Source organism: Pantoea brenneri (genome assembly GCF_038594305.1).
GTDB lineage: Bacteria > Pseudomonadota > Gammaproteobacteria > Enterobacterales > Enterobacteriaceae > Pantoea > Pantoea brenneri.
Genome location: NZ_JBCGBG010000003.1, coordinates 25,241 through 44,587 on the forward strand (window position 1 = coordinate 25,241; position 19,347 = coordinate 44,587).

Here is a 19,347-nt window from a genome sequence, read left to right on the forward strand (position 1 = left end):
TTCATGGTTGTCTGGCGTTGAGGTAGCTACGGCGCACCAGATACTGCTGTATCAGGGTGATCAGCGCCATAATCGCCACCAGCAGCATCGCCAGTGCGCTGCCGGTGTTGGGATCGAGCGAGATATCACCGGACACCAGCGCGGCGATACGGACCGGCACCACGTTAAAGTTGCCGGTGGTCAGGGCATAAATGGTGGCATAGGCCCCGAGCGCATTGGCCAGCAGAATGACAAAAGTCCCCAGCAGCGCCGGAAACAGAATCGGCAGGCCGATATGCCACCAGTAGCGCCAGCGGCTGGCACCCAGCAGGGCGGCGGATTCCTGCCACTCGCGCTTCAGCCCATCAAAAGCGGGATAGAGCAGCAGCACGCCCAGCGGGATCTGAAACCAGGTGTAGACCAGCACCATACCGTTACGTGAAAACAGCCTGAACGCGTCAATGACTCCATAATGACGCAGCAGCAGCGTCAGAAAACCGTTCAGCCCCAGCAGGATCACAAAGGCGAACGCCAGTGGCACGCCGGCAAAGTTGCTGGTCATGTTGGTGAACGAAATCAGGAAGCGCTGCAGGCGACCGCCGCCAAGCTGATGCAGCGAATAGCCGGTCAGCAGCGCAATCAGTAAGCCATACACGCTTGACCAGAAAGAGATATCCAGCGAAAAACGAAATGCCTGCTGATAAAACGGCGAACTCAGAATGTCGACATAGTTGTCCCAGCCCCAGCGCGTGTTCATCTCGCTCCAGAAGCTATTGATAGTGATCCACAGCAGCGGGGCGAGCTGAAAGGCAATCCAGAACAGGGCAAACGGCAGCAGCAGAAACAGCGCTAACACTTTTCCCTTCATGCACGCTGCTCCGCCAGCAGCCCGCGACAGAGCGGCTTATCGTGGGGCACCCCAAGCAGCTCACACAGGGTGCCGCACAGGTCGGTCTGCTGTGGCAGGAGGTCGGGTTGCAGCGAGAAAGCCGCACCGAAAACGAACAGGGGCACCTGAGTCTCTTCCGGCAGAATGCCACCGTGTGAGCGATCGTCGTTCATGCCGTGATCGGCAGTCACTATCACCTGATAGCCTTCGGCCAGCCAGCGCGGCATCCAGAGCGACAGCAGGCCGTCCGCTATCCGCGCCCGATTGCGGTATTGCGGTGACGAGAGGCCGGATTTATGGCCGGCATCGTCAATGTTCATCGGATGAATCAGCAGGAAGTGCGGATCATGGCGCAGCCGCAGGCTTTCGGCATCTTCAAACAGGTGTGAATCGGGATAGCTATCATCAGAGTAGAAATGTCCGTACTGAATCGGCAGCTCCGGCGCATCAGTATGACGATCGCGCGCCGCCACGAACGGCGTCCGGTTATACAGTTCACTGACCCAGTGGTAGGCGGCGGCGGCCGTGGTCAGCCCGGCAGCGCGCGCATAGTGAAATACGCTGCGCTCGCGGCTTAAGCGGTTGACGCCGTTATGAATAATACCGCTTCTGACCGGCGTAACGCCGGTCAGAATGCACTCATAGAGCGGGCGCGACAGCGACGGCAGTTCACAGGTCAGACGGTAATAGTGACCGTTACCCTGCGCACATTCGGCGTGCAGATAGCCCATTGCATGTTGCGCGACCTGATTGCTCAACCCGTCCAGCACCACCAGGATAGTCTTCATTCCGTTCTCCTTGCCGCGATTTACTGCTGCATATTGATGACGACATTTTCCTGCCACAGACGCGGCAGCATTTTCGAGGACTTATCCCAGGCGGCCTGATCGTGGATTGGACGGGCATTTTTGTATTCAGACTGCGGCAGCAGGCGAGCCTGAACATCGGCAGGCAGGGTCAGATGCTCGGCACGGATTGGTCGGGCGTAACCTTTCGCCAGATTGATCTGACCCTGGTCTGAGAAGATATATTCACGCGCCAGTTTGGCGGCATTCGGATGCTTCGCGTATTTGTTGATGATGGTGGTGTAGCCAGAGGTCACGGAGCCGTCAGACGGGATCACCACTTCGTAACGATTTTTATCGATCTGGTCACGATAGTTCAGGCCATTAAAGTCCCACACCACCGCCATTTGTACTTCGCCTTTTTCAATGTTGGCAATCACCGGATCGGTGACGCCCAGCCGGCCCTGTTTAGCCAGGTCAGCAAAGAAGGCCAGCGCCGGTTTCAGGTTCTTCTCATCGCCGCCTAAAGCGTAGTTTGCAGCCAGTACGCCATTGGCCGCCTGAGCAGCCACGCCGACGTCGCCGATAGTAACCACATACTTACCTTTTTTGAGATCGGCCCAGCTATGCGGAATATCTTTAACCTGCTGCTTGTCGATCAGGAAGGCAATGGTGCCGGTATAGGCCAGCGCCCAATTACCGTCTTTGTCCTTGGCCCAGTCGGGGATTTGATCCCAGTGGCTCGGTTTATAAGGCTGAGCAACGCCTTTCGCCACCGCCACCGGGCCGAATGCCGCGCCTACATCACCGATATCGGCGCTGGCGTTCTCTTTCTCAGCGTCAAACTTCGCCAGCTCCTGGGCGGACGACATATCGGTATCACTGTGTTTAAGACCGTATTTGCTGCTGATATCGTTCCAGGTATCTTTCCAGTTGGCCCAGCTGTCCGGCATGCCGACGCTGTTAACCTGACCTTCACTACGCGCGGCTTTTTCCAGCGCGGCAAGGTCGTTATCGGCAGCCTGCGCAACGGGCAGGGCGAGCACTACAGCACTGGCTACTACAGAGGCGATAAACGCTTTCATCTCAGTTGCTCCGGGTGTAAGTTGATGGGCCTGGCTGGTCTAGTCCAGCAAGAACCGAGCCAATGTAGCCCCTGTATATGAACGATTTATGACAAAGCGAGGGCGCGTAGCGGATAGCAGATAGCAAGCCAGCAGCGTCCCACCGCGGCAGGCAGGGTCCGGGACGTTTATCTGAACGGTTACAGTGCGGAATCGCACCAAAATGAGGCTACTGTTGTGGAGTCGATAGCACTCAAAACGGCGGACGTGATCGCCAGCGCGTTGCTGAGCCGCATACAGGCTGGTGAGTTCAGCGGCGGGCGACTGCCTGCGGAACGGGCCCTGAGCGAGGCATTTGGCACCACCCGCATTACCCTGCGTGAAGCGTTAGGCAAGCTGGAGGCGCAGGGAATGATTTACCGTGAACTGCGCCGTGGCTGGTTTATCGCACCGCCACGACTGATCTATAACCCGCTGCATCACAGCCATTTTCATGCCATGGCGACGGAACAGGGGCGTCAGGCGACCACCGAAGTGATCGCGGCTGAACAGGTCGCGGTGCAGGGCGAGATAGCGACAGCGCTGCTGCTGGCGCCGGGATCAACGGTTTACCGCATTCGCCGCCTGCGGCGCATTGACGGACGGGCGGTGCTGTACGTTGAACATTACCTTAATCCGCGTTTTTTCCCCGGCCTGCTGGATGAAGATCTTACCCGTTCACTGACCGATCTCTATGACCAGCGCTACGGTATTCGCTACGGCGGGGCGCGCTTTACCATTCTGCCCGGCCCTTTGCCCGAGATCGCCGCGCCGGCGTTGAACGTCGCGCCTGGCAGTCCGGGCCTGCTGATTACCCGGATTAATCGCGATCGGCTAAAACAGGTGATTGACTGCGACTGTGAATATTGGCGCTACGATGCGCTGTGTGTTGATGTCGAAGCCTGAGGGCCATATTGTGATTCAGGTCACACTAACGCATGATAGCGTTCGCTATTAACTCTTTTCTAAGGCGCTACATGAGTGACAAGAATCCCCTGGCCCGCCACCTTGCGACCGTATTGCAATGGGTGCTGAATCTGGGTCTGCTTAGCCTGGCGATTATCCTTATCGTCTTTCTCGGCAAAGAAACCATTCACCTGGCTAACGTGCTGTTCAGCACCGGTGAACAGGCTTCGTCCTATCTGCTGATAGAGGGAATTGTCATTTATTTCCTCTATTTTGAGTTTATCGCTTTGATTGTGAAGTATTTTCAGTCTGGCTATCACTTCCCGTTACGCTATTTTGTCTATATCGGCATTACCGCAATTATTCGCCTGATTATTGTCGATCATAAAAATCCTTTCGATACCCTCTGCTACTCCGCCGCGATCCTGATTCTGGTGGTGACGCTGTGGCTGGCGAACAGCAACCGCCTCAAACGCGAATAAACCCTCTGCCGTCGGTAACGACGGCAGGTGTTCATGCCGCGACTCTGCGCTAAACTGACGCCCTGAAAATTTTTGGGAGTGGTGCTATGTCGCAAGACGCGCTCAGCTTATTACGTGCGATCAACTGGCTTTCATCGACGCAGGCTACGCTTGCGCCGTCCCTGCTCGACTGGCTGATGGAAGAAGACTCCATGACGCGCCGTTTTGAGCAGCATTGCCAGCAGGTTACCGTAGAGCCGGTACGTGAAGGCTTTATTGATGCCAGCGAGTTGGGAGAGGAAAAAGCCTTTTTACCGGACGACAAACGCTTCTGGCTGCGGGAAGTGCTGCTGTTCGGCGACGGTGAACCCTGGCTGGCGGGTCGCACGCTGGTGCCGGAAAGTACCCTGAATGGTCCTGAGGCGATGCTTCAACAGCTGGGCACGCGCCCGCTGGGGCGTTATCTGTTCTCCTCTTCAACCCTGACCCGTGATTTTATCGAACCGGGCAAGGTTGAAGCGCTGTGGGGACGCCGCTCACGTCTGCGGCTGTCCGGCAAACCGCTGTTGCTGACGGAACTGTTTTTACCGGCTTCGCCGCTTTATCGCGATCTGGCCTGAGGAAATCTGTGGTGGAAAAGAGCTTACACATCAATAAATGGCAGGCCTACAGCCGTCTGATGCGCATTGATAAGCCGATCGGCACCCTGTTGCTGATGTGGCCCACCCTGTGGGCCTTGTGGCTGGCTGATATGGCGATCCCGCCGCTTCCGGTGCTGCTGGTGTTTGTTGCCGGCGTTTTCGTGATGCGTGCAGCCGGCTGTGTCATTAACGACTTTGCTGACCGTAAGGTGGATGGGCATGTTGAGCGGACAAAGCATCGGCCCTTAGCCAGCGGCGCGGTCAGTGCCAGAGAAGCCAAACTGTTATTTGCCGGGCTGGCGCTGGTGGCGTTTGCGCTGGTGCTGACCATGAATCTGATGACGATATTGCTTTCGGTCGTCGGTCTGGCGCTCGCCTGGGTTTATCCGTTTATGAAGCGCTATACCCATCTGCCGCAGGTGGTGCTGGGGGCCGCGTTTGGCTGGGCGATTCCGATGGCCTGGGCGGCAGTTAGTGAGTCCTTACCTCTGGTCTGCTGGCTGGTATTCTGCGCCAACATTTGCTGGACGGTGGCTTATGACACCCAGTACGCGATGGTGGATCGCGACGATGACCTGAAGATTGGCGTTAAGTCGACCGCGATTCTGTTTGGCCGTTTCGACAAGCTGATAATCGGCCTGCTGCAACTGGCAACGCTGCTGCTGATGGCATGGGTTGGCATGTTGCTGCAGCTCAACGTGGCGTTTTACGGGACGCTACTGCTGGCAGCTGGCCTGTTTATTTACCAGCAAACGCTGATCGCCCAGCGTGAACGCCCTGCCTGCTTTAAAGCCTTCCTCAACAACAACTATGTCGGATTGGTGCTGTTCCTCGGTGTGCTGATGAACACCCCGCCGTTTACCCAGCTGTTGTGATCGTGGTGATCGACAGGCCGGGCGGGTTGCAGGCGGGCTAAGTCCCGACGCGATTCAGCGCAACGGTACCTGGCGCGCAGTCAGGCAACGAGTCAGGCAGCAGAGGATCAGGCCACGAGTCAGGCAGGAAAGGATTAGGCAACGAGTCAGGCAGGAAAGGATTAGGCTGCAACATCATTCAGGCACAAAAAAGGCGACCTTTCGGGGTCGCCTTTTTACTGCGCAGGGCATTTAGTCGTGGGCCACGGCGCTTTCGATGGTCATGCGTACATCGCTGGTGACCAGATCGGCCAGAATGTGCCAGGTCGCCAGGGTCTGCGCGACATCCGCATCACCGCTGTCGCTGATATACCCTTCATCACGCAGCGTCAGCACCAGTGAGGTGAAGACGGCTTTATCGAAGAACTCCGGCGCGTTGATACCGTGCAGCACTGACAGACGTTGTGCCAGTGTGCGGCTCTCTTTTTCCAGCGTCCCGCGGTTAATGGCTGGCTTGGCGCTAAGAATAGAGAAGGTGATGGCATAACGCTGAAGCGTTTCTCGCACCCCGGCCGCCAGCAGTTGCAGCGTACGGTAGCGCGCCGCCGTAAAGCGCAGCTGACCAGCCTCAAGCGTAATCAGTCCCTGACGCGCCAGCTCCTGACAGAGTTCGGTCAGCAGTTGCGGCAGCTCATCGGTCTGCCAGCGCAGGAACAGTTCGCTCTTCAGCATCGGGTAGATCAGACTCACCTGGCGCAACAACTCGGCTTCGCTCATGGTCTGATGCTGCTGCACAATAGCGGCAATCAGCGACGGCATCACCAGCATGTGGTGAATGTTGTTGCGATAATAGGTCATCAGCACCGCCTGCTCACGTGGCAGGATGATGATGTCGCCAATGCTGTCTTTCTCGCTCTCAAACTTATTCATGCCCATTGCATGATCCAGCAGCGCCTCTGCCGAGAGATCGGGCACCGTGGCGTTGGCTGAATAAGGCACGTTACGCAGCAGCTGGGTATAGCACTCAAGCTGCTCAATCAGCTGTTCGCGGGTTAGTGAGCGCTGACGTGAGGCGAGCAGCGCGGTGACGCACAGGTTCATGGCGTTGGCCGCGCCCGCTTCATTGATGCGTACCATTAAGCTCGCCGCGATGTCATTCACGGTGGGCGTTAACCAGCTTGGACGCTGCGGTTCGATAGGATCGATCGACTCACGCCATTCCGGCACGCGCTTGTTGAGATAGTTAACCAGCGGCAGTGGTTCGCCAAAGTTAACGTAGCCCTGGCCGAGGTTGCGCAGCTTACGTAAGCCATGCACCATCTGCATGAAGCCCTCTTTCTCTTTCGCCGCGCCGCGTAGCTCTTTGGCGTAAGTACCCACTTCCATGACATGTTCGTAGCCAATGTAAATCGGCACCAGGGTGATCGGGCGATTCCCCCCGCGCAGCATCGCCTGCAGGGTCATGGCTAAGGTGCCGGTTTTCGGATCGAGCAGGCGACCGGTGCGTGAACGTCCCCCTTCGACAAAGTATTCAACCGAGTAACCGCGGGTGAACAGTTCGCCAAGATATTCACGGAACACCGTGGCATACAGCTTGTTGCCTTTGAAGGTACGACGGATAAAGAACGCGCCCAGACGACGGAAAATCGGTCCGGCTGGCCAGAAGTTGAGGTTGATACCGGCGGCAATGTGCGGCGGCACCAGTCCCTGATGATAAAGCACGTAAGAGAGCAGCAGGTAATCCATGTGGCTGCGATGGCACGGCACATAGACGATTTCATGGCCATCCTGCGCCAGCTGACGGACTTTTTCGCCGCCATTAACATTGATGCCCTGATAGAGCCGGCTCCAGAGCCAGCCCATGACGCGGTCGGTGACGCGAATCGCTTCATAGGAGAAGTTTGCCGCGATCTCTTCCATCATCTCAACCGCATTTTGCTGCGCTTTTTCATGGGAGATTTTTTTGCTGCGCGCTTCATCTTCAACCGCTTTTTCAATCGCTTTCGATTGCAGCAGACGATTAAACAGATCCTGACGTGCCGGTAAGCGTGGGCCAACCGCCGCCAGCCGCTGGCGGGCGAAATGAATGCGCGCCACCCGGGCCAGTTTCTGGGCGATTGATTGGTCGGTGCCGTGTTCGGTTGCCATGCGGCGCAGCGAAACGGTCGGCGAGAAACGGACAAAACTGTCGCGTCCATGCCAGATCACCGCAAAGAATTTCTGCACGCCGTTCAGCACCCGCAGGTGCGGCGTATCTTCGCCCTGAACCTCACGACCAGGCGCCCGGCCAAACATCACCGTCACCGGCAGCATCTGGATATCCAGCTTGGGGTTATTGCGATGCAGGTCCAGATAATCGTGAAAAATCTTCACCGATTCGACGCTGGGCACAAAATAGGGGAACACACGCGGGCCATCGTGGATAAAAACGTGGCGCGGCAGCAGCGAACCATCAATCTCCAGCGGAGAAAGCGGGTCGGGCAGATGATGCCGCAGGCACTGCGCGCGTAAAGTCAGTAAGTCAGCCTTCGAATCGTAAGGCAAAACGTACATAATGGGCCGGGTCGGGTCCAGACCATGTTCAGAAACGGGATCGGCCGGAATGGCCTTACTCTTTACCAAAAACGACAGTGGTAAATTCAGTAATTTGTAATAAAGTTTACGCCAACCTGACATAGACAACATGAAGCCTCTTGTTAGCAAAGCGCCGCAAGCATACCAGAAAGCGCAGCGAAGATCTGTGGTGGTGCCATTTGCACGCAGCCCAGACATTGACGTCAATCCGATGAAAGGGTTCCACTTATATGGCAAATAATGCCACGGGTCTTGTAAGAATAGTAAAAGCCGCAGGTTACTCATGGCAGGGCCTGCGTGCCGCCTGGCAACACGAAGCGGCTTTCCGCCAGGAGGCGCTGGCCGCGCTGGTGGCCATTATTGTGGCCTGCTGGCTGGATGTCGATATTGTCTCTCGCATCCTGATGATCGGGGCAGTGGTGCTGGTGGTCATTGTTGAAATCCTCAACAGCGCCATCGAGGCGGTAGTGGATCGTATTGGCCAGGAGCGCCACCCTTTAGCCGGACGGGCAAAGGATATGGGCTCGGCGGCGGTGCTGATCAGCATCTTACTGGCACTGTTTGTCTGGATCGCGCTGCTTTGGTCGCATTTGCGATAAGCCTTCCACAACGCGCCAGATGGCGCGTTTTGCCTGAGAATCGGTTTCCATTTCACCAATACCTGTATATACTCACAGCGACTGTATAAACAACCAGGGGGCGGGATGAAAGCATTAACCAGCAGGCAGCAGCAGGTCTATGACCTGATTCGCGACCATATTACTCAAACGGGCATGCCGCCTACGCGTGCAGAAATTGCCGCGCAGCTGGGTTTCCGCTCGCCGAACGCGGCAGAAGAGCATCTGAAGGCACTGGCACGCAAAGGGGTGATTGAGATTGTCTCTGGCGCCTCTCGCGGTATTCGCCTGTTGATGGAAGAAGAAGCATCTGAAGGTCTGCCGCTGATTGGCCGGGTTGCTGCCGGTGAGCCGATCATGGCGCAGGAGCACATCGAAACCCATTACAAAGTGGATCCGGGCCTGTTCAAACCTTCTGCCGATTTTCTGCTGCGCGTCAGTGGAATGTCGATGAAAGATATCGGGATTATGGATGGCGACCTGCTCGCGGTACATAAAACCCAGGACGTACGCAACGGCCAGGTTGTTGTGGCCCGTATTGATGATGAAGTGACGGTTAAACGCTGGAAGAAGCAGGGTGCTATTGTGCATTTGCTGCCTGAAAACAGTGATTTTGAGCCGATCATTGTCGATACGCGCGCCCAGTCGCTGACGGTAGAAGGTCTGGCGGTCGGTGTGGTTCGCAACGGCGAATGGCTCTGAGTCTGACATAACCGCGCATTCGTAGCGTCTGATGCTATTCTGTCTGCCCTAATTTTGTCGCTGCTGCTCCCCTCTCTGCAGCGACACCGAGCACGGAACTGCGAATGCGTTTTTTAACGGCTACCGACAAAAACCTCTGGCGGCTGGCGCTGCCGATGATCCTTTCTAACATCACCGTTCCCTTACTGGGGGTGGTCGATACTGCTGTCATTGGTCACCTCGACAGCCCGGTCTATCTGGGCGGGGTTGCGGTCGGCACGACAGTCACCAGTTTCCTCTTCATGCTGCTGCTGTTCCTTCGGATGAGTACTACCGGCCTGACGGCGCAGGCTTTTGGTGCCGGCGATAAAATGGCGCTGGCACGTGCGCTGACCCAGCCTTTAATTATTGCGCTGCTGGCTGGCGTGCTGTTCATCTGCCTGCGCTCGCCGATTACTACGCTGGCGGCCGATCTGATTGGCGGCGATCCCAAAGTTTTGCAACAGGCGGCACTGTTTATTCAGATCCGCTGGTTAAGTGCGCCCGCCACCCTGGCAAATCTGGTGATCCTTGGCTGGCTGCTGGGCGTGCAGTACGCGCGTGCGCCGGTCATCCTGCTGGTGATCGGCAATCTGGTCAATATTGTGCTCGATCTGTGGCTGGTGATGGGGCTGCACTGGGGAGTGGCAGGCGCGGCAACCGCGACCGCGCTGGCGGAGTATATAACGCTGGTCGTCGGGGCAGTGATGGTCTGGCGGGTATTGAAACTACGTGGCATCACCACCGCAATGCTGAAGCAGAGCTGGCGCGGCGATATTCAGCGGCTACTGCGTCTTAATCGCGACATTATGCTGCGTTCGTTAATGCTGCAGCTCTGTTTTGCCTCGCTGACCGTGCTGGGCGCACGTATCGGTCCGCAGGTGGTGGCGGTGAACGCCGTGCTGCTGATGTTTATCACCTTTACCGCCTATGCGCTGGATGGTTTTGCCTACGCAGTCGAAGCCTTCGCCGGTGAGGCGCATGGCGCGAAAGATGGCAGCAGGCTGCTGCGCGTCTGGGATTCTGCCTGCCGACAGGCGCTGGTGGTGGCTCTGATGTTCTCAGTAATTTATGCGTGTTTCGGCTCGCATATCGTGGCGCTGCTGACCTCGATTGAACAGCTGCAACAGGCGGCCGATCGCTATCTGATATGGCAGGTGATCCTGCCGCTGGCGGGCGTCTGGTGCTATCTGCTGGATGGCATGTTCATCGGTGCAACCCGCGGCCGGGAGATGCGTAACAGCATGATGGTGGCGGCACTTGGTTACTTCCTGACCTTGCTTAGCGTCCCGCAGCTGGGCAACCACGGCTTGTGGCTGGCGGTCACCGTTTTCCTGGCGCTGCGTGGCCTGTCGCTGTGGCTGATCTGGCGTAAACACTGGCAGCAGAACAGCTGGTTTAACGCCTGATAGCTGGCATCTGATGTCCTCCGGCTACAGATTATTCTGTATTGTTCCGGCAAACCTAAAATCTTCTACTACAATTAACCGTAAGCAGCGCAGTGAATCAGCGCTTTATATCGTCATTTTGTTTTCTTTCAAGATAAATGATGTAACCAAAGGATGACATAGAGGTCTGCCATGAATAAAGATCAAGCGAGCGGCAACTGGAAGCAGTTCAAAGGCACAGTAAAAGAGAAATGGGGCAAGCTGACCGACGATGATATGCAGGTTATCGAAGGCAAACGCGATCAGCTGGTCGGAAAAATTCAGGAACGTTACGGCTATGCGAAAGAAGATGCAGAGCGTGAAGTAACGGACTGGGAAGGTCAGAACAAAGATTACCGTTGGTAATCACAAAGATTTACGGATAAAGCTCCTACCCGCCGGTACGCTCATACCGGCAACCGCACAAGGATGTGCACATTACCCGCGTTTTCCCCGCTTTTTACCCTCACTTTGATGATCGTGCTGACAACTTTCATGATGGGTGCAGGCTTCGACTTCGACACAATTCTCACATAATCCATGCGCTTCAATCACGCTATGACGCAGGGCAAACTGTGCCTCACCAGCCAGTGTGGCGATAATCTTCTCTACTCCCTGCGCCTGCTTTTCGGTTACCGCCGCACAGCGATCACACACCAGCATGACCGAGGTGTGTGCCGGTGCCTCGAAATGGTGACACATTACGTAGCTATTATTGGACTCCACCCGGTGGATAAAGCCCTGTTCCAGCAGGAAGTCCAGCGCCCGATAGACCGTAGGAGGCTTGGCCTGGGGTTCGCTAACCCTGAGTTGATCCAGCAGATCATAAGCGCTGATCGATCCTGGCTGCTCAGCCATTAATCGCAACACTTCAGCCCGCTGCGATGTCAGACGCACGCCGCGCTGCAGGCACAGTTTTTCCGCCTGGGTCATTATTTGCTGTGACGTCATGTTTGACATGGAAACTCTCCGCTGGATAAGTGATGTTATTTTATCACACAAATTTTCGCGGCGCAGAGGTTGGTTTTTGCCTGATAAAACAGCAAATTCTGGCCGGTGGTCGATTAAAAACGCTGTGTGAGCATCAGGAGAGGCCGCTATCGGCACCCAATCAGATCCACTCGCCGACCGGTTAAGGTGGCCTTTTCAGCGCTTTTGCTTTGCATCTCACTGAGTTAAGAAGTAATGTTCAGCAAGACTTAAGAAATGTCTGGTATTATTTTATTTATTACCGGGTATTTTGAACAAAAATAAAGTTTTATTGATTGGAAAACATCCAATCCTTTGAATTAAGCGACTGTTTCCTTTGAATTCACAGCAATAACGCGTTAGCCAGGGTTCACAATAGGGCTAACAAACTATTCAGTCGTTGAATGTTTCAACGGCATTTTCTCAGGTGATGGCAGGCAAATGGTGAAAAAATCCGCTCAACGCTCAGCGCTGAAGTACACCGCTGTAGTGAACGCGCTTTTCCTTTCTTCTTCCGCCATGGCGGCGGGGACCTGGTATGATGCACGCAATGACGCCATGAGCGGAACCGGCGTCGCATCTTCTCTTTATGGCTCAGCCGTGCTGGCCAACCCGGCTTTGATGACGCGAGCTAAACCCGACGATAGCGTCAGTATTATTTTCCCTTCAGCCGGTATTCAGGTCACCGACAAAGATCACCTGATCGACAAAGTGGATGACATCACCGATACCGTTGATCGCTACCGCGAGGTGATCGGCAACCTGACCTTTGCCGATTATCTGCGTGGCTATCCTGAAGTGCGCGCTGCTTCAGGCGATGTCGCTAACCAGTTAAGTGATTTGCGTGGCAATAAAGCGGACGGCAACGCCGGGGTGGCGCTGGCGGTCACTATTCCCAACGAGACGCTGCCTTTCGCCTTTATCACCAAAGCCTATGGATCGGCTCATGTGCGAGCCAATGTGGTCCAGAGCGATATCGACTATCTGCGCGGCGTAGCTAACGGCACGGTGCTTCCGCGTCCGGGCGATCAGGACAATCTGCGCTCCAGCGCCAACGGCCTGGCGGCGCTGGTCACCGATTATGGCGTCGCACTGGCGCATGAGTTCACCATTGCCGGTCAGCCGGTGTCGGTAGGCGTCACGCCGAAATTGCAAAAAACCTGGCTGTATAACTACACCGCCAGCATTTACAACTACGACAAAAGTGACATCAACAATAGCCAGTATCGCAGCACGGACACCGGCTTTAACGTTGATGCCGGTCTGGCGACCACGTTTGCTGAAAACTGGACGCTGGGCATCACCGGTCAAAACCTGGTATCCCGCGATCTGCAGACCAAAGAGGTCAACGGCTTCCGTGATACTTACCAGATCCGTCCGCTGGTCACCACCGGTCTGGCCTGGGATAAAGGTCCGTTCACCGTGACCGGCGATGTCGACCTGACTGAAACCAAGCGTTTCAAAACGCAGGAAAACAGCCAGTATGCGGCGGTCGGTGCGGAATATCGGGTGCTCGACTGGTTACAGTTACGTGCCGGTTATCGTGCGGATATGCGTTCGAACGATGAAAACGTCGCAACCGCCGGTTTCGGCCTGTCACCGTTTAATAAAGCGGTGCATCTGGATCTGGCTGGCTCGGTCGGGGCGAACAATACCTGGGGCGCGATGATGCAGCTGGGCTTCAATTTCTGATCTTCTTTGATACCGCAGTTCGGGGCGGGCGATGCACTATCGCCCGCCCTTGTGTTATCCTTGCACAGAATTCAATCACCCTCATTTACCGGATTATCTGCGCTTCATGACCGATACTGTTTCTTCGCAACGTTTCTCGATTGCCCCGATGCTCGACTGGACCGATCGCCACTGCCGCTATTTTCATCGCCAGCTGACCGGCGATACGCTGCTCTACACCGAAATGGTGACCACCGGCGCGATTATTCATGGTAAGGGCGATTACCTGGCCTATAGCGAGGATGAACATCCGGTCGCCTTACAGCTGGGCGGCAGCGATCCCGCTGCGCTGGCGCATTGCGCCCGACTGGCAGAGCAGCGCGGTTACGATGAAGTGAACCTGAACGTCGGCTGCCCCTCTGACCGGGTGCAGAATGGCCGCTTCGGGGCCTGCCTGATGGCAGAAGCCGATCTGGTTGCTGACGGCATCAAAGCGATGCGTGATGTGGTGTCGATTCCGGTGACGGTGAAAACGCGCATCGGGATTGATGAACAGGACAGCTATCAGTTTCTGACCGATTTTGTCGGGACAGTGGCCGAGCGCGGTGGATGCGAGACGTTTATCATTCATGCGCGTAAAGCCTGGCTATCAGGTCTCAGCCCGAAAGAGAACCGCGAAATTCCGCCGCTTGATTATCCACGGGTTTATCAGCTGAAGCGGGACTTCCCGCACCTGACGCTGGCGATTAACGGCGGTGTGAAAACGCTGGAAGAGGCGCAAACCCACCTGCAGCATCTTGATGGCGTCATGATGGGGCGTGAAGCCTATCAAAATCCCGGCATTCTGGCACAGGTGGACCAGCAACTGTTTGGTCGTCAGCATCCGGCGGCTGATCCGGTGGCGGTGGTCCGCGCCATGTACCCCTATATTGAAGCCGAACTGGCGAAGGGCACTTATCTGGGCCATGTGACACGTCATATGCTCGGTCTGTTCCAGGGGATTCCGGGTGCACGCCAGTGGCGACGCTACCTGAGTGAAAATGCCCACAAACCAGGCGCGGATGTGCGCGTACTGGAAGCTGCACTGGCACTGGTGGCGGACAAAATCCCGCAGGAAGCCTGATCGACCTGCGCCCAGGAGACCAGCCCGCAACGGCTGGTTTTTTTTGCGCCATTTTTTGGTTATTTTGACTGCTTGCAGGATAGCCACACCGGGCTGTTGTCAGGTAAAACAAGCAGTTAAACATTGGCACGTTTCTTGTAAAGATTGACACAATGAGTCTCAATAAGGAGCGCTAACGTGGAAATTTTATTTGTATTGGGGTTTTTCCTGATGCTGTTGCTTACCGGTGTTTCATTGCTCGGCGTACTGGCTGCGCTGGTGGTCGCCACGCTGGTAATGTTCGTCGGTGGACTGTTTGCACTTGTTATCAAAGTGTTGCCGTGGCTGGTGCTGGCAGTGGTCGCGGTCTGGCTGCATCGCGCCTATTTCGGCGATCGCAACACGCGAGAATGGCGTAAGCTAAAGCGTAAGATCAACAACTTAGACCGAAAAGGCTGGCGTTAAATGCGTAGATGATCACAGTGTGACGTTTTGCTTAGACGATATCTGCAATTAAACATATTTTTTACTTATGTTTTCTGGCAGGATAGTCGTCGTTGAGTCGAAACGAATTCATCGCCGCTGTCCCTACACCAGCGCGAACGAAAATAAAAAAAGAGAAGGGCTTCCTGCGGGAAGCCCTTTTTGTATGCCAGACGGCGTTGCCGATGGTCAGGGAATCAGCAGGCTCGACCCCTGAGTAGCGCGGCTTTCCAGCATCTGATGCGCTTTGCCCGCCTCCTTCAATTCAAACTTCTGCTGTTCCGGCACGTCCACTTTGATCGCGCCGCTGGCCAGCAGCGAAAAGAGTTCGGCACTGGCGGTTTCCAGCTCCTGACGGTTAGTGATGTAACCGAACAGCGACGGGCGGGTAACAAACAGTGAGCCTTTTTTATTCAGAATGCCCAGATCAACCCCGGTCACCGGGCCGGAAGCGTTGCCGAAACTGACCATCAGACCGTGACGACGCAGCGAGTCCAGCGATGCTTCCCAGGTATCTTTACCGACCGAGTCATACACTACGCCAACCTTTTTCCCCTGGGTAAGCTCGCTGACGCGTGCGGCGATATCCTCTTCGCGATAGTTAATTGTTGCCCAGGCACCGGCATTCTTCGCCAGCGTCGCCTTTTCAGCCGAACCGACGGTACCAATCAGGTGCGCGCCCAACGCTTTTGCCCACTGGCAGGCAATCAGCCCGACACCGCCGGCGGCGGCATGAAACAGGAAGGTCTCATCCGCTTTGATTTTATAGGTCTGGCGCAGCAGATACTGAGTGGTCAGCCCTTTCAGAAAACTGGCTGCCGCCAGCTCAAAGCCGATCGCGTCGGGCAGGTGCATCAGCCGATCTTCTGCTACGTTGTGCGCTTCGCTGTAGGCGCCGAGGGCTGCCTGACAATAGACCACCCGATCGCCAGGCTTAAACAGCGTCACGTCACGGCCGACGCGGGTAACGACGCCCGCCGCCTCGGTACCGAGACCGGACGGGAAGGCTGCCACCGGATAGAGCCCGCTGCGCAGATAGGTATCGATGTAGTTAATGCCGATGGCGCGATTTTCTACCTGCACCTCATTACCGGCAGGATCGGCAAGTTCAAAATCAGCCCACTGTAAAACGTCCGGACCGCCGTGCGCGTTGAACTGAATACGCTTTGCCATTCTGACTCCTGTGATTGTTTCATCATGAGGGTGAGGCGCGCACCCCAACTGAGGTATACTTGCGCGTCCCCACAGAACATCGGTAATGCATTCACTATGGCAGGAAATAAACCCACCAACAAATCGAACGAAACGCAGGATCGCCAGCTGGAAGGCGTGAAAATGCCCCCGCATTCGCTGGAAGCGGAGCAATCGGTGCTCGGTGGGTTAATGCTGGATAACGAGCGCTGGGACAACGTCTCCGAGCGCGTGGTCGCCAATGATTTCTTCAACCGCTCGCATCGGCTGATTTTTTCCGAGATGCAGCGGCTGCTGGAAAACAGCAAGCCAATCGACCTGATCACTCTCTCTGAATCGCTGGAAACCCGCGGCGAGCTGGAGATGGCTGGCGGCTTTGCTTACCTTGCTGAACTGGCGAAAAATACCCCCAGCGCAGCTAACATCGGCGCTTATGCAGACATCGTGCGTGAACGTGCGGTGGTGCGTGAGATGATTTCGGTCGCCAACCAGATTGCCGATGCTGGCTACGATCCGCAGGGCCGCAACAGCGAAGAGCTGCTGGATTTCGCCGAATCCAACGTTTTCAAAATTGCCGAAGCGCGTGCCAGTAAGGATGCCGGCCCGAAAAATATTGAGCAGATCCTTGAGGCGACCGTCTCACGTATCGAATCGCTTTATCAGACGCCGCACGATGGCGTCACCGGCGTGGATACCGGCTATCAGGATCTGAACAAGAAGACCGCGGGCCTGCAGCGCTCTGACCTGATTATCGTCGCCGCGCGTCCCTCAATGGGTAAAACCACCTTCGCGATGAACCTGTGCGAAAACGCCGCGATGCTGCAGGACAAACCGGTGCTGATTTTCAGCCTCGAAATGCCCAGCGAACAGATCATGATGCGTATGCTGGCTTCGCTGTCGCGGGTCGATCAGACCCGTATTCGTACTGGCCAGCTGGATGATGAGGACTGGGCGCGTATCTCCGGCACCATGGGCATCCTGCTGGAGAAGAAGAACATGTACATTGATGACTCTTCTGGCCTGACGCCGACCGAAGTGCGCTCGCGCGCCCGCCGCATCTACCGTGAAAACGGTGGCTTAAGCATGATTATGATCGACTACCTGCAGCTGATGCGCGTGCCTTCCCTGTCGGATAACCGTACGCTGGAGATCGCCGAGATCTCGCGCTCACTGAAAGCGTTAGCCAAAGAGCTGAATGTGCCGGTGGTGGCGCTGTCGCAGCTTAACCGCTCGCTGGAGCAGCGTGCCGATAAGCGGCCGGTGAACTCGGATCTGCGTGAATCGGGCTCGATCGAGCAGGATGCGGATTTGATCATGTTTATCTATCGCGATGAGGTTTACCACGAAAACAGCGATCTTAAAGGGATCGCCGAGATCATCCTCGGTAAACAGCGTAACGGTCCCATCGGCACGGTGCGTTTGACCTTTAACGGACAGTGGTCGCGTTTCGATAACTACGCGGGTCCGCAATACGACGACGAATAATCCCTTCTTTGTGCTGTCATGCACGATCTGTGCATGACAGCCCCCGTCATCAGAAAATAGTGTTGGACAACCCCGCCGATTATCGGGTTATCTGTAACAAAGCGATGCCAATAACGCTGTGGAAACGGAATGACTCACGTAGACGATTACGACCTTAAGATCCTGACTTTATTACAATCTAATGGCCGCCTGACCAATCAGGAGTTGAGCGATTTAGTCGGCCTGTCGGCGTCACAATGCTCACGCCGCCGGATCAACCTGGAGCAGGCCAACCTTATCCTTGGCTACCACGCCCGGCTGTCACCGGATGCGATTGGGCTGGGTATGGTCGGGCTGATCGAGGTGCGGTTAATTAATCATACTGCCGAATATGTCGACAGTTTTCATCGGATGGTGGAGCAGGAAGAGGCGATTGTCGACGCCTACAAAACCACCGGTGATGCCGATTATCTGTTAAAAGTGGCGGTGGCCGATCTCAATTCGCTCAGCGCCTTAATCAGCCAGCTGGTCGCCGGCCACCAGAGCGTTTCTCATGTAAAAACCTCGGTGGTGCTGGGACGTCTGAAAGAGAACGGGCTGATGATGATTCCAGAACACAAGACGCGCTAAAAAGGTGCGTCCTGTGCCGTTTTGGTGCATCACTGCGGTAAATAATGCAAGTAATACGCACCAGAACAAACATTTGTGCATGAATTAACGGTTTTTCGAAGTTTTTTGCACAAAACCCTGCAATAAAGCGCCTTAGATATCAATGGGATAATCGCTGGCACCCTACCGGTGGCCGTCATCGGCTGCCGGTATGGTGCGTTTTTTGCATCTGAACCGCATCATTTGCACTGAGATAACTCCATGGATAACGTTGCAGAACCCGCCCGCATTCCCCATTCCCGCATTGAAGATGCACTGGCGATTGTGCTTGGCACCCTGATGGTTTCGTTCGGCGTCATTATGTTGAAACAGGCGGGCGCGCTGACCGGCAGTACGGCGGGCATCGCTTTTCTGATCAGCTACCTGTCGCCGTTATCCTTCGGCAGCGCCTTCTTTCTGATCAATATTCCGTTCTACTGGCTGGCGGTAAAACGCATGGGCTGGGAATTTACCCTGAAAACCTTTTGTGCCGTTGGGCTGGTGTCATTGTTTACCCATCTGCATCCGCTGTTTGTCCATTTTTCCGCCCTCGATCCGTTCTATGCGACATTGTTCGGTAACGTCATCATGGGAATCGGGTTTATAGTGTTGTTTCGTCATAAAGCCAGCCTGGGCGGCATCAATATCCTGGCGCTGTGGCTACAGGATCGCTTTGGCATTCGCGCCGGCAAGCTGCAAATGGCGGTGGATACCTGCGTGGTGCTGGCCTCCCTGTTTGTGGTGAGCGTACCGATTCTGCTCGCCTCGATTGGCGGCGCGGTTATTCTTAATCTGATTATCGCGATGAACCACCGTCCAGGACGCTACCTGGTTTAATGACACTCTGTTACCCGAAGACCACT

General features: G+C 55.7%; 20 protein-coding genes. 14 read left to right on the forward strand and 6 right to left on the reverse strand.

Going from position 1 to position 19,347, the window contains the following annotated elements; translation table 11 throughout:
- Position 1: 1 nt before the first annotated feature.
- Genes AABB92_RS13725 through AABB92_RS13735 form a run of 3 tightly spaced genes read right to left on the reverse strand, consistent with a single transcriptional unit; the run spans position 2 to position 2,738 of the window.
- Positions 2 to 847, reverse strand: a complete 846-nt coding sequence (locus tag AABB92_RS13725; protein WP_031375531.1) for an ABC transporter permease — start codon at positions 845 to 847, stop codon at positions 2 to 4.
- Positions 844 to 1,656, reverse strand: a complete 813-nt coding sequence (locus tag AABB92_RS13730) for an alkaline phosphatase family protein (protein WP_031375530.1) — start codon at positions 1,654 to 1,656, stop codon at positions 844 to 846. The genes AABB92_RS13725 and AABB92_RS13730 overlap by 4 nt, the downstream gene beginning before the upstream one ends.
- 20 nt (positions 1,657 to 1,676) lie before the next feature.
- A complete protein-coding gene (locus AABB92_RS13735) occupies positions 1,677 to 2,738 on the reverse strand; it encodes an ABC transporter substrate-binding protein (protein ID WP_031375529.1) in 1,062 nt (353 codons plus the stop codon).
- A gap of 216 nt (positions 2,739 to 2,954) precedes the next feature.
- Between AABB92_RS13735 and AABB92_RS13740 the strand changes: the two genes are divergently transcribed.
- From AABB92_RS13740 to ubiA, 4 genes are all read left to right on the forward strand, one after another.
- Positions 2,955 to 3,662, forward strand: a complete 708-nt coding sequence (locus AABB92_RS13740) for a UTRA domain-containing protein (RefSeq protein WP_031375528.1) — start codon at positions 2,955 to 2,957, stop codon at positions 3,660 to 3,662.
- Between the two features lie 71 nt (positions 3,663 to 3,733).
- The gene (psiE, locus tag AABB92_RS13745; RefSeq protein ID WP_031375527.1) at positions 3,734 to 4,144 is read left to right on the forward strand and encodes a phosphate-starvation-inducible protein PsiE; all 411 of its coding nucleotides are present in this window, start codon (positions 3,734 to 3,736) and stop codon (positions 4,142 to 4,144) included.
- An 86-nt stretch (positions 4,145 to 4,230) separates the two neighbouring features.
- On the forward strand, positions 4,231 to 4,743 hold the full coding sequence (gene ubiC / locus AABB92_RS13750) for a chorismate lyase (protein ID WP_031375526.1): 513 nt from the start codon (positions 4,231 to 4,233) through the stop codon (positions 4,741 to 4,743).
- 11 nt (positions 4,744 to 4,754) lie between these two features.
- Positions 4,755 to 5,639 carry a 4-hydroxybenzoate octaprenyltransferase gene (gene ubiA / locus AABB92_RS13755; RefSeq protein ID WP_046288553.1) on the forward strand — a complete coding sequence of 295 codons (885 nt, stop codon included), beginning with the start codon at positions 4,755 to 4,757 and terminating at the stop codon, positions 5,637 to 5,639.
- A gap of 231 nt (positions 5,640 to 5,870) precedes the next feature.
- Here ubiA and plsB read toward each other — a convergent pair whose 3' ends face one another.
- Complete coding sequence (gene plsB / locus AABB92_RS13760; RefSeq protein ID WP_031375525.1) at positions 5,871 to 8,294, reverse strand: glycerol-3-phosphate 1-O-acyltransferase PlsB; 2,424 nt, start codon at positions 8,292 to 8,294, stop codon at positions 5,871 to 5,873.
- A 128-nt stretch (positions 8,295 to 8,422) separates the two neighbouring features.
- On the opposite strand from plsB, the gene AABB92_RS13765 reads away from it, so the two are divergent.
- From AABB92_RS13765 to AABB92_RS13780, 4 genes are all read left to right on the forward strand, one after another.
- Positions 8,423 to 8,791 carry a diacylglycerol kinase gene (locus tag AABB92_RS13765; RefSeq protein ID WP_031375524.1) on the forward strand — a complete coding sequence of 123 codons (369 nt, stop codon included), beginning with the start codon at positions 8,423 to 8,425 and terminating at the stop codon, positions 8,789 to 8,791.
- 105 nt (positions 8,792 to 8,896) lie between these two features.
- Positions 8,897 to 9,511: a transcriptional repressor LexA gene (lexA, locus tag AABB92_RS13770; RefSeq protein ID WP_031375523.1), complete on the forward strand. Its 615-nt coding sequence runs from the start codon at positions 8,897 to 8,899 to the stop codon at positions 9,509 to 9,511.
- A 104-nt stretch (positions 9,512 to 9,615) separates the two neighbouring features.
- Positions 9,616 to 10,938 carry an MATE family efflux transporter DinF gene (gene dinF, locus AABB92_RS13775; RefSeq protein ID WP_031375522.1) on the forward strand — a complete coding sequence of 441 codons (1,323 nt, stop codon included), beginning with the start codon at positions 9,616 to 9,618 and terminating at the stop codon, positions 10,936 to 10,938.
- Positions 10,939 to 11,109: 171 nt separating this feature from the next.
- Entirely contained in the window at positions 11,110 to 11,322 is a 213-nt protein-coding gene (locus tag AABB92_RS13780) for a CsbD family protein (RefSeq protein ID WP_031375521.1), read from the forward strand.
- 72 nt (positions 11,323 to 11,394) lie between these two features.
- On the opposite strand, the gene zur is transcribed toward AABB92_RS13780, so the two are convergent.
- Positions 11,395 to 11,916 (reverse strand): zinc uptake transcriptional repressor Zur, encoded by a 522-nt coding sequence (gene zur, locus AABB92_RS13785; protein ID WP_072051006.1) that lies wholly within the window; start codon positions 11,914 to 11,916, stop codon positions 11,395 to 11,397.
- 450 nt (positions 11,917 to 12,366) lie between these two features.
- Between zur and AABB92_RS13790 the strand changes: the two genes are divergently transcribed.
- The 3 genes from AABB92_RS13790 (at position 12,367) to pspG (ending at position 15,163) form a co-directional block, all read left to right on the forward strand.
- Entirely contained in the window at positions 12,367 to 13,617 is a 1,251-nt protein-coding gene (locus tag AABB92_RS13790; RefSeq protein ID WP_031375520.1) for a conjugal transfer protein TraF, read from the forward strand.
- Positions 13,618 to 13,723: 106 nt separating this feature from the next.
- Positions 13,724 to 14,719 carry a tRNA dihydrouridine(20/20a) synthase DusA gene (dusA, locus tag AABB92_RS13795; RefSeq protein WP_031375519.1) on the forward strand — a complete coding sequence of 332 codons (996 nt, stop codon included), beginning with the start codon at positions 13,724 to 13,726 and terminating at the stop codon, positions 14,717 to 14,719.
- 177 nt (positions 14,720 to 14,896) lie between these two features.
- A complete protein-coding gene (gene pspG, locus AABB92_RS13800) occupies positions 14,897 to 15,163 on the forward strand; it encodes an envelope stress response protein PspG (protein ID WP_031375518.1) in 267 nt (88 codons plus the stop codon).
- A gap of 207 nt (positions 15,164 to 15,370) precedes the next feature.
- Here the strand turns inward: pspG and AABB92_RS13805 are convergent, their stop codons facing one another.
- Positions 15,371 to 16,354 carry a quinone oxidoreductase gene (locus AABB92_RS13805; RefSeq protein WP_031375517.1) on the reverse strand — a complete coding sequence of 328 codons (984 nt, stop codon included), beginning with the start codon at positions 16,352 to 16,354 and terminating at the stop codon, positions 15,371 to 15,373.
- 96 nt (positions 16,355 to 16,450) lie between these two features.
- Here AABB92_RS13805 and dnaB point away from each other — a divergent pair, with 96 nt between their 5' ends.
- The 3 genes from dnaB (at position 16,451) to AABB92_RS13820 (ending at position 19,321) form a co-directional block, all read left to right on the forward strand.
- Positions 16,451 to 17,857, forward strand: a complete 1,407-nt coding sequence (gene dnaB, locus AABB92_RS13810; protein ID WP_031375516.1) for a replicative DNA helicase — start codon at positions 16,451 to 16,453, stop codon at positions 17,855 to 17,857.
- A gap of 129 nt (positions 17,858 to 17,986) precedes the next feature.
- Positions 17,987 to 18,466, forward strand: coding sequence for an Lrp/AsnC family transcriptional regulator (locus AABB92_RS13815; RefSeq protein WP_031375515.1), 480 nt, complete (start codon positions 17,987 to 17,989; stop codon positions 18,464 to 18,466).
- A gap of 240 nt (positions 18,467 to 18,706) precedes the next feature.
- The gene (locus AABB92_RS13820) at positions 18,707 to 19,321 is read left to right on the forward strand and encodes a YitT family protein (RefSeq protein ID WP_046288554.1); all 615 of its coding nucleotides are present in this window, start codon (positions 18,707 to 18,709) and stop codon (positions 19,319 to 19,321) included.
- The last annotated feature ends 26 nt before the right edge of the window (positions 19,322 to 19,347 follow it).

Coding starts and splice junctions, on each gene's coding strand:
- psiE (WP_031375527.1), top strand. CDS start 3,734: ATGAGTGACAAGAATCCCCTGGCCCGCCACCTTGCGACCGTATTGCAA.
- AABB92_RS13805 (WP_031375517.1), bottom strand. CDS start 16,354: ATGGCAAAGCGTATTCAGTTCAACGCGCACGGCGGTCCGGACGTTTTA.
- lexA (WP_031375523.1), top strand. CDS start 8,897: ATGAAAGCATTAACCAGCAGGCAGCAGCAGGTCTATGACCTGATTCGC.
- plsB (WP_031375525.1), bottom strand. CDS start 8,294: ATGTCAGGTTGGCGTAAACTTTATTACAAATTACTGAATTTACCACTG.
- AABB92_RS13780 (WP_031375521.1), top strand. CDS start 11,110: ATGAATAAAGATCAAGCGAGCGGCAACTGGAAGCAGTTCAAAGGCACA.
- AABB92_RS13820 (WP_046288554.1), top strand. CDS start 18,707: ATGGATAACGTTGCAGAACCCGCCCGCATTCCCCATTCCCGCATTGAA.
- AABB92_RS13735 (WP_031375529.1), bottom strand. CDS start 2,738: ATGAAAGCGTTTATCGCCTCTGTAGTAGCCAGTGCTGTAGTGCTCGCC.
- AABB92_RS13790 (WP_031375520.1), top strand. CDS start 12,367: ATGGTGAAAAAATCCGCTCAACGCTCAGCGCTGAAGTACACCGCTGTA.
- AABB92_RS13725 (WP_031375531.1), bottom strand. CDS start 847: ATGAAGGGAAAAGTGTTAGCGCTGTTTCTGCTGCTGCCGTTTGCCCTG.
- dinF (WP_031375522.1), top strand. CDS start 9,616: ATGCGTTTTTTAACGGCTACCGACAAAAACCTCTGGCGGCTGGCGCTG.
- AABB92_RS13730 (WP_031375530.1), bottom strand. CDS start 1,656: ATGAAGACTATCCTGGTGGTGCTGGACGGGTTGAGCAATCAGGTCGCG.
- dusA (WP_031375519.1), top strand. CDS start 13,724: ATGACCGATACTGTTTCTTCGCAACGTTTCTCGATTGCCCCGATGCTC.
- dnaB (WP_031375516.1), top strand. CDS start 16,451: ATGGCAGGAAATAAACCCACCAACAAATCGAACGAAACGCAGGATCGC.
- ubiC (WP_031375526.1), top strand. CDS start 4,231: ATGTCGCAAGACGCGCTCAGCTTATTACGTGCGATCAACTGGCTTTCA.
- zur (WP_072051006.1), bottom strand. CDS start 11,916: ATGTCAAACATGACGTCACAGCAAATAATGACCCAGGCGGAAAAACTG.
- AABB92_RS13815 (WP_031375515.1), top strand. CDS start 17,987: ATGACTCACGTAGACGATTACGACCTTAAGATCCTGACTTTATTACAA.
- AABB92_RS13765 (WP_031375524.1), top strand. CDS start 8,423: ATGGCAAATAATGCCACGGGTCTTGTAAGAATAGTAAAAGCCGCAGGT.